Annotated in this window: 8 protein-coding genes and 1 pseudogene; 4 read left to right on the forward strand and 5 right to left on the reverse strand. The window is 73.4% G+C overall.

Annotation, left to right across the window (positions count from 1 at the left end):
- Nucleotides 1-120 precede the first annotated feature (120 nt).
- Together AB0J72_RS58125 and AB0J72_RS58130 are read right to left on the reverse strand one after the other, a co-directional pair.
- Complete coding sequence (locus AB0J72_RS58125; RefSeq protein ID WP_363417619.1) at nt 121-402, reverse strand: hypothetical protein; 282 nt, start codon at nt 400-402, stop codon at nt 121-123.
- A gap of 91 nt (nt 403-493) precedes the next feature.
- The gene (locus tag AB0J72_RS58130; RefSeq protein ID WP_363417622.1) at nt 494-2,374 is read right to left on the reverse strand and encodes a glycerol-3-phosphate dehydrogenase/oxidase; all 1,881 of its coding nucleotides are present in this window, start codon (nt 2,372-2,374) and stop codon (nt 494-496) included.
- 9 nt (nt 2,375-2,383) lie between these two features.
- Between AB0J72_RS58130 and AB0J72_RS58135 the strand changes: the two genes are divergently transcribed.
- Nucleotides 2,384-2,845: an SRPBCC family protein gene (locus AB0J72_RS58135; RefSeq protein WP_363417625.1), complete on the forward strand. Its 462-nt coding sequence runs from the start codon at nt 2,384-2,386 to the stop codon at nt 2,843-2,845.
- Here the strand turns inward: AB0J72_RS58135 and AB0J72_RS58140 are convergent.
- On the reverse strand, nt 2,836-4,425 hold the full coding sequence (locus tag AB0J72_RS58140) for an NAD(P)/FAD-dependent oxidoreductase (RefSeq protein ID WP_363417628.1): 1,590 nt from the start codon (nt 4,423-4,425) through the stop codon (nt 2,836-2,838). The genes AB0J72_RS58135 and AB0J72_RS58140 overlap by 10 nt on opposite strands.
- A gap of 62 nt (nt 4,426-4,487) precedes the next feature.
- Between AB0J72_RS58140 and AB0J72_RS58145 the strand changes: the two genes are divergently transcribed.
- Complete coding sequence (locus AB0J72_RS58145) at nt 4,488-6,770, forward strand: S8 family serine peptidase (RefSeq protein WP_363417631.1); 2,283 nt, start codon at nt 4,488-4,490, stop codon at nt 6,768-6,770.
- A 1,960-nt stretch (nt 6,771-8,730) separates the two neighbouring features.
- Nucleotides 8,731-9,615: a GNAT family N-acetyltransferase gene (locus AB0J72_RS58150; RefSeq protein ID WP_363417633.1), complete on the forward strand. Its 885-nt coding sequence runs from the start codon at nt 8,731-8,733 to the stop codon at nt 9,613-9,615.
- 130 nt (nt 9,616-9,745) lie between these two features.
- Here AB0J72_RS58150 and AB0J72_RS58155 read toward each other — a convergent pair whose 3' ends face one another.
- Entirely contained in the window at nt 9,746-9,976 is a 231-nt protein-coding gene (locus AB0J72_RS58155) for a hypothetical protein (protein ID WP_363417636.1), read from the reverse strand.
- A gap of 90 nt (nt 9,977-10,066) precedes the next feature.
- Between AB0J72_RS58155 and AB0J72_RS58160 the strand changes: the two genes are divergently transcribed.
- Nucleotides 10,067-11,137 (forward strand): dipeptidase, encoded by a 1,071-nt coding sequence (locus AB0J72_RS58160; RefSeq protein WP_363417639.1) that lies wholly within the window; start codon nt 10,067-10,069, stop codon nt 11,135-11,137.
- Nucleotides 11,138-12,375: 1,238 nt separating this feature from the next.
- Here AB0J72_RS58160 and groEL read toward each other — a convergent pair.
- A pseudogene (groEL, locus tag AB0J72_RS58165) lies at nt 12,376-12,546 on the reverse strand (chaperonin GroEL); the annotation flags it as partial.

Here is a 12,546-nt window from a genome sequence, read left to right on the forward strand (position 1 = left end):
GGGGGGGCATCTCGGGCGGGGGCCTCTCGGGGCCCACATCCCGGGGGGCCGCTTGGGGGTGTTTGTGTGGGGGTCGCCCGCCCGGCGCGGCCCCCACGACTGCGCTTTTTCGTCGGCGTTTCAGTCGCCGCCGCCTCCGCCTGAGTCGCCGCCGCCCCAGTCGCCGCCCCAGTCGCCGCCGCCGTCGTCGCCGTCGGCGTCACCGTCGGAGCCGCCGCGGCCCCTGCGGCGGCCGGCGCCGCGCCGGTTGTTCCGGCTCGACCGCGCCACCTGCCCGCCGGCGAGCCGCGCCCGGCGCAGCACCTCCTCGCGGCTGAGCTCCCGCCTGCCCGACCTCTTCGCGGCGGCGACCGCCACGATCACCAGCAGCAGCACGATGCCGATCCCGATGCCCCACATCATGCGAGCATCATCGTCCGGTTTCTATGCCGGACGCTGCCCGGACTTCGTCAAGGTCTGCTCAGTTCTCCCGCGATCTTCCTCCTGCGATCTTTTATGCGATCGCCGTGCGGTCCGACCGGAAGCCGCGGACGTCCGGGACGCCGAGGCGGGCGGCGTCGGCGGTCAGGTCGTCCGGCATACGCTGCGACTCCTGCTCCGCCGCGACCCGCGCCAGGTAGTGGTCGATCTCCGTGGACCGGGTCGCGGCGTCCCAGCCGAGCACCTGGCCCATGATCGCGGCGGTCTCCGAGGCCGAGGCGGCGCCGCGGTGGTCGGTCTCGAAGGAGATCCTGGTGCGGCGGGTCAGCACGTCCTCGAGGTGCAGGGCGCCCTCGGCGAGCGCCGCGTACGCCACCTCGGCCGCCAGGTACTCCGGCGCGCCGGGCAGCGGGCGGCGCAGCGACGGGTCCAGGGCGAGGACGTCGAAGGCGAGCGAGCCGTACCGCTCCAGCAGGTGCTCCAGGACGCCGACGGAGATCCCGTGCCGGCGGGCGAGGTCGGCGCGGTTGGTCCACAGCGAGTGGTAGCCGTCGGCGCCGAGCAGCGGCAGGTCGGCGGTGCGGGAGGCGGGGACCAGCCCGCCGTGCCGGCGCAGGCCGCCGAGACGGTGCGCGACGCGGTCGATGACGTCGGCGGCCATCACCCGGTACGTCGTGTACTTCCCGCCGGCGATCAGCATCAGCCCCAGCATCGGCTCGACGACGGCGTGGGTGCGCGACAGCGCGGAGGTCTGCTCGTCCTTGCTGTGCGGCTGCCGGTGGCGGGCCTCGCGGGACAGCAGCGGCCGGAGGCCGGCGTAGACGCCCTCGATGTCGGCGGTCGACAGCGGCCGGTCCAGGACCTCGTTGACCTGGCCGAGCAGGTAGGAGATGTCGGTCGCCGAGGCCGCCGGATGGCCACGGTCGAGGTTCCAGTCGGTGTCGGTGGTACCGATGATCCAGTGCCCGCCCCAGGGGATGACGAACAGCACCGACGTCTGGGTGCGCAGGATCAGGCCGGCCTCGCCGGTGATCGCCGAGCGGGGCACCACCAGGTGGACGCCCTTGCTGGCGCGGACCTGCATGCCCGCCGACTCCCGCGGGCCGGTGCCGGACAGCAGGCCGGCGATGTCGTCCATCCACACGCCGGTCGCGGCGACGACGGTGCGGGCATGGACCTCGAACTCCTCGCGGGACTCCAGGTCACGGACCCGCACGCCGGTGACCTCGCGCGCGTCGCGGAGCAGCCCGACCGCGCGGGCGCTGGGCACGACGGCCGCGCCGAGGCTGGCCGCGGTACGAGCGAGGGTCGCGACGAGCCGGGCGTCGTCGACCTGGCCGTCGTAGTACTGGATGGCGCCGCTGATCGCGTCCTCACGCAGCGACGGGAAGCGGCGGTGGGTCTCCGTGCGGGACAGGTGCCGGTGCAGCGGCATCCCCCGCGGCGCGGACCCGTGCAGCTGGGCGGCGGTGGCGAAGGCGTCGTAGAGGCCGACGCCGGCGCCGTAGTACGCCCGCTGCCAGACCCGCTGGACGACGCCGGTCAGCCCGCGGTGGGCGGGCAGCGGCACCAGGATCGGCACCGGCCGCACCAGGTGCGGCGCGAGCCGGGTCGCGAGCAGCCCACGCTCCTGCAGCGCCTCGGCGACCAGGCCGAACTCGAGCTGCTCCAGGTAGCGCAGGCCGCCGTGGATCAGCTTCGAGGACCGGCTGGAGGTGCCGGAGGCGAGGTCGCGGGCCTCGACGAGCGCGACGGACAGCCCGCGCGACGCGGCGTCGAGCGCCGCCCCGGCACCGGTGACCCCACCGCCGATGATCAGGACGTCGAAGCGCTCCCGGCGCAGCCTGGCGACGTCCTGCGCGCGACGGGCGGGCGACAGGCGGCTGGCCTCGAAACGGGACGTGGAGGGTTCACGGCGCACCTCACTACGGTAGCCGCGCCCGTCACGGGGCATCACATCATCGTGTCCATCACCGAACGCATCATCAGCGCGCCCGCGGAGCAGGTCTTCGCCGTCCTGTCCGACGGGTGGACCTACAGCGACTGGGTCGTCGGCACCGCGCACATCCGCGATGTCGACCCTGCATGGCCCGAGCCCGGCTCGCGGCTGCACCACAAGGCCGGCCCGTGGCCGATGTCGATCAAGGACCACAGCGAGTCGCTGGACTGGATTCCGGACCGGATGCTGCTGCTCAGGGTCCGCCTGTGGCCCGCGGGCGTGGGTCAGGTGCGCTTCACGCTCGACCCGCTGGACGACCAGGCGACCCGGGTGACGATGCAGGAGCAGTTCACCAGCGGCCCGATGCTCGCGGTCCAGAACAAGATCGGCGACGTGGTGCTGCACTACCGCAACGGCGAGGCGCTGACCCGGCTGGCGGATCTCGCGGAGCGGTCACCGGTCGCCCGCCGCCTGGCTCACCGGTAGATCGCCCGCATCGCCCTGCCGATGCCCGCGGCGTAGGCGTCGCCGAGCAGCGGGCGGTGGCGGGCCAGCGCCGCCCGGGCCGCGTTGGCGCCGGCGGCACCGTGCACGCCGCCGCCGGGGTGGGCGCTGGAGCTCGCCAGGAACAGCCTGTCCACGGGCGTGTCCGCGCGGCCGAGGCCGGTCACCGGCCGCCAGACGAGCTGCTGGAACGCCGCCGCGGTGCCCCCGTTGATCGCGCCGTCGACGAGGCTCGGGTTCTTCTGCGCCAGCTCCGCCGGGCCGCTGACGTGCCGCGCCAGGACCAGGTCGTCGAAGCCGGGCGCATGCCGGCGCACCGCGTCCTCGACCCGGGCGATCTGCGTGCGGACCATCTCCGCGTCGACCTCGCCGGGCTTCGCGATGCGCGGCAGGTGCGTGTAGGCCCACAGCGACTCCGTGCCGGCCGGCGAGCGGGTCGCGTCGGCCGTCGTCATCTGCCCGATGAGCAGGAACGGGTCCTCGGGCGCTCGGCCGGCGGCGAGGTCCGCCGCGTACCGCTGGGGATCGGTGCCGAGGTGGACGGTGCCCGCGCCCGCGACGTCCGGCGAGATCCACGGGACCGGGCCCGACAGCGCCCAGTCGATCTTCAGGGTGGCGTTGTCCCAGCGGAAGCCCTCCAGATCCTGGAGCAGCCGGACCGGCAGGTGCTCTCGCAGGATCAGGCTCTGGTACAGGGTGGGCGCCGGCACGTCCGCGACGACGGCGCGACGCGCGCGGACCAGCCGGCCGTCGGCGCACCGGACACCGAGCGCCCTGCCGCCGCCGACGACCACCCGGTCGACCATGGCGCCCGTGCGGATCGCGCCCCGGCGCCCGAGCCGACGGACCAGGGCGTCGGTGAGCTGCTGGGCGCCGCCGACGGGCACCGGGAACCCGTACTGCTGGCCGAGCATCGCGAGCAGCCAGCCGAAGCCGCCGCTGGCCGCGTCGTCGGGGGCCAGGTCGGTGTGCAGGGCCAGGCCGGTGAGCAGCAGCCGGCCGCCGTCGCCGTGGAAGAGCTCCTCGCCGAGGACCCGGGCCGGGACGAGGAACCGGCGGCCGAGGCGCAGCGCCTCGCCGAGCCCGGTGCGGGCGGCGAGCCGCGCCCCGGAACGGATCGGGGGGAACGGGGTCAGCAGCGACGGGAGGAGGTCGGCGGAGAGTCGGCGCCACTGCTCGTACACCTGCCGCCAACGCGAACCGTCGCCCGGTGCGAACCGCTCCAGCGACTCCGCCGTGAGGTCCAGCTCCCGGCTGAGCACGGCCGCACGCCCGTCCGGGAACAGGTGCGCGACGACCTCGGGCGCGTGGGTCCAGCGCAATCCGTGCGCCTCGAGGTCGAGCGCGAGCAGCGGCGGCGACCCCGCGCCGAGGGGGTAGAACGCGCTGCACAGGTCGCTCAGGAAGCCGGGCGCGGTGATCTCCGCCGAGCGGACGGCGCCGCCGACGTGCCCGGTGCCTTCCAGCACGAGCACGTCCCAGCCCGCGTCGGCGAGCATGTTGGCGGCGACCAGACCGTTGTGCCCGGCGCCGATGACCACCGCGTCGACCGTTTCCCGCATGCCCCTCAGTTTGCCCCCGCGGCTCATCCGAAACTGTCGTAGGCGGGTCGTAGAGTGCGGCCATGGGTCGAGCACGGGGTTGGGCGCTGGGATTGACCATCGTCCTCGGCCTCTGGGCCGTGGCGGTCACCGTCGCCGTGCACGCCGGGGTCTGGGTCGTCGGCGAGGGCCTGCTCGCGTTGGGCTTCGAGCTGCCGTCGTTCGTGTGGCCGGCCGCCGCCTGGCTCGTCTTTCTGCTGGTCGCGGGCCCTGCGCTGCTGCTGGCCCGGCTGTCCCGCGTGCCGTTCGCGCAGGTGGCGGGGCGGCAGTGGGCCCTGACCGCCCTGTTCGGCGCCGTCCTGGGCACGCTCAGGTTCGTGCCCAGCACATCCCACGAGGGGTATCTGGCACTGCTCGCCGTGACCGCCGCGGTCGCCGCGACCGTGCACCGCGCCGTCCGGGGGCGGGCGCCCCGGTCCAGCGGCTGGCTGTTCTGGCTGTGCCTCGCGATCGGGCTGGTCGCGCTGCTGCCGTGGCTGTGGGTCGGGGCCTTCGGCAGCCGGGCGGAGACGGTCCTGGCCGCGCTCGCCGCGGTGGCGGTCGCCTGGCTCGCGGTGCGACCGGCCACGGCGCTGGCCGCCGCCGGCGCCTCGATCCGCAGCGTCTGGGGCGGCACGGCCATCGGCGGTCTGACCGCCGCGGTCGGCCTGGTCACGCTCGTCGCGGGCGTCGGCGAGCCGGCGGTGCAGCTGTTCGCGATGGTGGCGGTGCCGCCGCTGGCGTTCGCGCTGGCCGCGCTCGCCCGCCGCGGCCACCCGTCGGCGCTCGCCCTGCTGGCGCCCGCGCTGTTCGGCCCGCTCGCACTGATCGACCCCGAGGAGACGTCGCTGCTGCTCGGGCTGCGCGACGTGGCGTTCTGGTCGGCGATCGGCGCGCTGGCCGGCCTGGTCCTGGCGCTGGCGGTCGCCGCGGCGGCGGTGCCGGCGACCGGGCGGATCGTGTGGCGGCCCGGGTTCGCCGCGCTCGCCGCGGCCGTCGTGCTCGCGGGCGGCGCCACCGTGTATGCGACGCTCGGCCAGCCCGGCTTCCACGGCGAGCACCTCTTCGTGATCATGAAGGAGCAGGCCGACCTGAGCGGCCTCCGCGAGGTGCCCGACCGCACCACCCGCATCCGGCAGACCTATGAGCGGCTCGTCGGCACCGCCGACCGCTCGCAGGCGTCGCTGCGCGGCGCGCTGCGCTCCAGGGGCATCCACTACACGCCCTTCTACCTGGTCAACGGCATCGAGGTGGCCGCCGGCCCGATCGCGCGGCGCTGGCTGGAGGGCCGGCCCGAGGTCGACCGCGTCCTGCTCAACCCGCGGCTGCGCCCACTGCCGGCCGTCGCGGCACCGATCCGCGGCGTGCTGCCCGCGCCGACCGCCCCGCCGTGGAACCTGACCCTCATCAAGGCCGACCAGGTGTGGTCGCACTTCACGACCGGGCGCGGCATCGTCGTCGGCAGCTCCGACTCCGGCGTCGACGTCACCCACCCGGCGCTGCGCACGACGTTCCGCGGCTCCGACGACTCCTGGTTCGACCCCGTCGACCACACCGCCGCCCCCGCCGACCACAACGGTCACGGCACCCACACCCTCGCGACCGCGGTCGGCGCCGGCGTGGGGGTCGCCCCGGGAGCGCAGTGGATCGCGTGCTCCAACCTCCCGCGCAACCTGGGCAGCATGGCCAACTATCTGAGCTGCCTGCAGTTCATGCTGGCGCCCTTCCGCCCGGGCGCCGACCCCCTGCACGACGGCCAGCCCGACCGCGCCCCGCAGGTCCTCACCAACTCCTGGGGCTGCCCCTCCGTCGAGGGCTGCGACAGCCGTTCCCTGCGCTACGCCGTCGACGCCTTCGCCGCCGCCGGCATCTTCTTCGTCGCCGCCGCCGGCAACACGGGCCCCGGCTGCGCCACCGTCACCGACCCCCCGGCCAACTACGCCGCCACCTTCACCGTCGGCGCCGTCACCAGCAATTCTCAGGTCGCCTCCTTCTCCAGCCGCGGCCCCACCCCCGACAACCTCCCGAAGCCCGACCTGATGGCCCCCGGCGCCGCCGTCGTCTCCGCCCTGCCGGGCGGCGGCTACGGCGCCCTGAGCGGCACCTCCATGGCCACCCCCCACGTGGCGGGCGTGGTCGCCCTGATGTGGGCCGCGAATCCCGCCCTCATCGGCAACATCGAACAGACCCGCGCCATCCTCACCCACACCACCCAGCCCGTCGACACCTCCACCTCTTCCTGCGGCCCCACCGACACCGCGGGCGCCGGCCTCGTCGACGCCCTGGCCGCCGTCACCGCCGCCACGGCCACCCACCCAACCCCGTAACCCGCCGCCCGCCACTCCGTTGCCTCTCCTCCACCCACCACCGACACCGCCCTCGCCAACACACCGGCCGTGGCCGCCACCCACCCAACTCCCGTTACCCCGCCGCCCAACGGTCCTCGACCTCCACCTGCGCCCCTCCGCCACCACACCAGCCACCGCCACCGCCACCGCTGCACCCAACCGACCCGTAGCCCGAGACCGGCCACCGCTGCACCCAACCAACCCGCAGCCCGAGACCGGCCACCGCTCCTCGGCGGCCCCTCCACCATCACTGACACCGCACGCGTCAACACACCGGCCACCGCCACCGCCGTCACCCAATCAATCCTTGGCCCAGACGCCGGCCACCGCCCCTCGGCCTCGCCGAACCGGCCACCGCCACCGAACCAACCTCTGACCCGCCGCTTCACGGTCTCACCCTGCGGTTCCGCCGGCGCAGGCGTCGCCGACACACCGGTCACCGGCACCGCCCAACCAAACCCTCGGCCCGACGCTGCCCACCGCTCATCGGCCTCGCCGAACCGGCGACCGCCACCGAACCAACCTCTGACCCGCCGCTTCACGGTCTCACCCTGCGGTTCCGCCGGCGCAGGCGTCGCCGACATACCGGTCACCGGCACCGCCCAACCAAACCCTCGGCCCGACGCTGCCCACCGCTCATCGGTCGGTCTCCCTGCGGCTCAGCCAAAACCGGCCTCGTCGACGCTGCGGCCACCGCCACCACCCGTTCAACCCTCAGCCCGCGGACCCTCCGACGCCGCAGCGCCGGCCTCGCCGATACCACCGACCGCCGTCACCCAACCAATCCCTCAACCCGACACTGCCCACCGCTCCTCGGCCTCACCCTGAACCCTCCAACACCGCCGACGCCCGGCCCCGTCGACGCACCGACCACCGACGTCACCCACGAACCCCTTGACCTGCGCCCTCTTCCAACACCGCGGACGCCGGCCTCGCCGATACACCGGCCGTCGTCACCCAACCAATCCCTTGACCCGACGGTGCCCCACCACTCCTCGGCCTCCCCTGCGGCCGCTCCGACATCACCGGCGCCGCCGACACATCCGCCACCGCGACCACCCAACCAACCCTTAGGCCCGACGCTGACCACCGCTCCTCGGTCTTCCCCGCAGTTCCGCCAATGCCGGCCTCATCGACGCACCGGCCACTGCCGCCAAAGCCACCCAAACCAACCCCTTGTCCTTCGGACCCTCCGACACCGCGGACGCCGGCCTCGCCGACACACCGGCCGTCGTCACCCAACCAATCCCTCAACCCGACACGGCCTCACCACTCCTCGGCCTCCCCTGCGGCCTCTCCGACATCACCGACACCGGCGCCGCCGACACATCCGCCACCGCCACCACCCAACCAAAACCCCTAGCCCGACGCTGACCACCGCTCCTCAACCTCTACTTCGGCCGTCCGACGCCAGCCTTCGCCGACACACCGCTACTGAGCCAACCCCGGACTCGACGCCGCCCACCGCTCCACGGTCTCCCACTGCGGCTCTGCCGGCGCCGGTCTCGTCGCCGGGCTGGCCGCCGTCCTGTCGCAGCCATTCGACGCTGTCGCGCCCTGTTCGACGACGCGATCGCCTGCGCCGCGCACGGGCTCGGGTTTGCCGACCGTCGCGCCCCCACCGAGTGGCTCGCGACCGGACGTGTGCGGGCCGGGCAGGTGCTTGGCGTCCCGTACCAGCGCGAACAGGTCGACGGCCGGCACGGGCGCCGCCGCCCAGCCCACCCCTCGACCTCGACCTGCTGCTTTCTCCGCGCCTGTCCAGCCCCACCTTCATGCGGCGGGGGCTTGTCCTCTGGAGTGAGGGCGGCCTCTGCGGTGTCGGTTCACAGCGGCGGAGGGCCGACACGGGTGGTGGGTGGCTGGCGAACCTGGGGGTGGCGCGCTTTGATCAAGGTGACAGGGTCGGGGCGGTCGAACAGTTAGGTATGTTTACCAAATGATCGGTGAGTGGGTGGGTGGGTCTGAGGTGGCTCGGTTGTGTGCGGGGGCGTTGGACCTGCCGGAGGATGCCCGGGAGGCGGAGGAGCTGGTCAACCGGCTTGCGGCGCCGCCCGAGGGGCGGGTTGCCGTGCGGTTGGTGGAGCTGGACGATGCTGGGGACGCGGTCGGTGTGGTGTTCGGGTCGATCAGTGCCAGCGACCCAGAGGTCGGGCACATCGAGCTGCTCGCGGTGGAGCCCGGGCGGCGGCGGGAGGGGATCGGCAGCGGGTTGCTGGCGGCGGCGGAGCGGCGGCTGGCGGAGGTCGGGGCGCGGAGGATCCGGATCGGGGGCAACCCGCCGTGCTACGCGTGGCCGGGGATCGACGTGCGGTACACGCCGGCGGTGTGCCTGGCGGAGCGGGCCGGGTACCGGCGGACCGACACCGCCTGGAACATGACGGCCGACCTGAGCCAGGTGAGCGCGTCGCAGCAGGCGGACGAGGAGCGGCTGGAGAAGGCGGGGGTCGAGGTCCTGCGGGCGGGCAGCGACACGCCGGAGTGGGTGCGGGGCATCTGGGGCGACGGCTGGGCCTGGGAAGCGGCGCAGTCGATGGGGTGCTGGGTCGCGGTGAGGGACGGCGAGATCCTGGGGTTCGCGGCGTACGGTGCGAACCGCCCCAGTTGGTTCGGGCCGATGGGCACCGCGCCCGCGGCGGAGGGGCTCGGGGTGGGGCGGGTGCTGCTGCGGCGGTGCCTCGCGGACCAGTTCGACGACGGGCACCTGACGGCGCAGATCGGGTGGGCCGGGCCTGTCGCGTTCTACTCGAAGACGGTCGGCGCCCGGCTCGAACGGGTCTTCTGGATCTACACGAAAGACGTACACCTGCCGCAAACGCAATAAGCGCATGAAGGGCAGGCCGTGGGTTCGCCACGATCCTGCCCCGCACACGTCGCACCAGCGCCCAGTGATCCCCCGTCATGCCACGGGCGGCCGGTGCCGTCTCGACACCCGACTCGAAGCCCCAGGAAGGTCAGCGGTCGGGCTGGTTCGCCCGCTTGTCCTGCGCGGTGGTCTGCTGCTCCTGCTGGAGCTTCTTCGCCTGCATGGTGGCCGTGTTCGCGGTCGCCTGCTGTCCCGAGATGTCCGCGTCCGGGGTGATCATCATGTCGTCGGAACGGTCTGGGTCCATGTAGCCGAGGTCGTCTTCGCTGCGGTGCATGCCGCGGCTGTCGAAGTTGCTGTTCTTCTGTGACTTACCCATGGCTTCCCCCTCGTGTAGGCCGCTCCCACCATATGAGGACCGTTCACGCGATGCGGGCAAATTCCGCATTTCGTGCCTAGAGTCGTGGGGATGAGCGGTGCGATACCAGTCATCGACGGCCACAACGACCTGCCGTGGCGGCTGCGGATGCGCGGTCAGGCCGACATCGCGGGTCACGCCGCAGGGCTGCACACGGACCTCCCCCGGCTCCGGCAGGGCGGGGTCAAGGCGCAGTTCTGGTCGGTGTACGTCCCGTGCGGCACCCCTCAGTCCGAGGCCACCGTGAAGGTGCTCGAGCAGATCGACCTGGTCCACCGGCTGGTCGACGCACACCCCGGCGACCTCGCCCTGGCGACGACCGCCGACGAGGTCGAGCGGATCAGCGAAACCGGACGGATCGCGTCGCTGCTCGGCGCCGAGGGCGGGCATTGCATCGATGACTCTCTCGGCGTTTTGCGCAGTCTGTACCGCCTGGGCGTCCGCTACCTCACGCTCACCCACGGCAAGAACACCGCCTGGGCCGACAGCGCGACGGACGAGCCCGCGGTCGGCGGCCTGTCGGCGTTCGGCGTGGAGGTGGTCCGCGAGCTGAACCGGCTCGGCATGATGGCCGACCTGTCACACGTGGCCCCCGAGACGATGCACGCGGCGCTCGACGTCTCCACGGCGCCCGCGTTCTTCTCGCACTCCTCCGCCCGCGCCCTGTGCGACCACCCGCGCAACGTCCCCGACGACGTCCTCACCCGGGTCCGCGACACCGGCGGCGTGGTGATGGTGACGTTCGTGCCGTTCTTCCTCAACGAGGCCTGCCGCCAGTGGGGCGACGAGCTCGTCCGCGCGGAGGACGCCATCCCCGCCGAGTACGGCTCCCAGGAGTTCGAACGCCGGCAGCGCGACTGGATCGCCGCCAACCCCTGCCCCCCGTCCACCGTCCGCGACGTCGCCGACCACATGGAGCACGTCCGCGACGTCGCCGGCATCACCGCGGTCGGCATAGGCGGCGACTTCGACGGTACGGAGGTCCTACCCGCCGGCCTCCACGACGTGTCGACGTACCAGTCACTGTTCGAGGAGCTACGGACCCGCCGCTGGTCCGACGCCGACCTGCGCCACCTGGGCTGGGATAACACCCTGCGCGTCCTGCGCGACACCTGCGGCTGACCCACCACACTCTGCCCGACACGGCCTCCGTCGTGATCGAAGGACGGTTCCGGTCGCCCGCACAACCAGATCCGTCCTTCGATCACGCCCGGAGGACGGAACACCACAACGCCCCGCCGATCACGGCCGACCAACCACAGACGAGATCGCAGCCCGGGCGGCCGGTCGATCCCGCACAGTGTGGCGCTGAAACACCGCCGCCGAGCCGCCAAACACCGGGCCGGCAAACCACAGGCGGAACCGCGGCGGGCCGACCAACGTCGGGGCGGCAAACCACGGGCGGAATCGCGGCCCGCCGACCTGCACCGCCCGGGCTGGGAGAACACACTGCGCGTCCTGCGCGACACCTGCGGCCGACCCACCACACCCCATTCGCCACGGCCTCCGTCGTGATCGAAGGACGGATCCGGTCGCCTGCATGACCAGATCCGTCTTTCGATCACGCCCGGACGGCGAAGGCACCACGACGCCCCGCCCATCACGGCCGACGGGAGATGAGATCGCAGCGCCCGGGCAGCCAACCACGGGCGGGCCGACCGATCCCGCACCGCATGGCGCTGAAACGCCGCCGCCGGACCGACCAACACCGGGCCGACAACCACAGGCGGAATCGCGGCCCGCCGACCTGCACCGCCTGGGCTGGGAGAACACACTGCGCGTCCTGCGCGACATCTGCGGCTGACCCACCACGTCCCCGCCATGATCGAAGGACGGATCCGGTCGCCTGCATGACCAGATCCGTCTTTCGATCATGAGTGAGGACGGAGACGCCACGGCGCCGTGCCGATCAAGGCTGGCCGACCGCAGACAAGATCGCAGCCCGAGCGGCCAACCACGGGGCGAATTGCCGCAGGGGCCGACCAGTGCCGGGGCGACAAACTACGGGGCGGAATCGCGGTCGGGCCGACCAATCGCCGGAGGGGCGCGGCCAACCACAGGCGGAATCGCCTGGTCAGAGAATGCCCGGTCGGACGTCGACCGGCGGAGACGGCCCGTCGCGCAACGGGTTGTCAGCGGCGGGCCGGAGCCAGCGGCGGACCGTCAGCGCCCGGGCCCGGAGCCAGCGGCGGACCGTCAGCGCCCGGGCCCGGAGCCAGCGGCGGACCGTCAGCGCCCGGGCCCGGAGCCAGCGGCGGACCGTCAGCGGCGGGGGCGGACCGTCAGCGGCGGGTCGGAAGTGTGTGGACAGCAAGAAGGGCAGGCCCGGAACGGGCCTGCCCTTCTTGGAAGAGCTGGACTCAGAAGTCCATGTCGCCGCCGCCGGGGGCGCCCGCGGGGGCCGGGGTCTTCTCCGGCTTGTCCGCGACCACTGCCTCGGTGGTGAGGAAGAGCGCCGCGATCGAGGCGGCGTTCTGCAGGGCGGAGCGGGTGACCTTGGCCGGGTCGATGATGCCCTCGGCCAGGAGGTT

This window comes from Dactylosporangium sp. NPDC049742 (genome assembly GCF_040674675.1).
Classification (GTDB): Bacteria; Actinomycetota; Actinomycetes; order Mycobacteriales; family Micromonosporaceae; genus Dactylosporangium; species Dactylosporangium maewongense.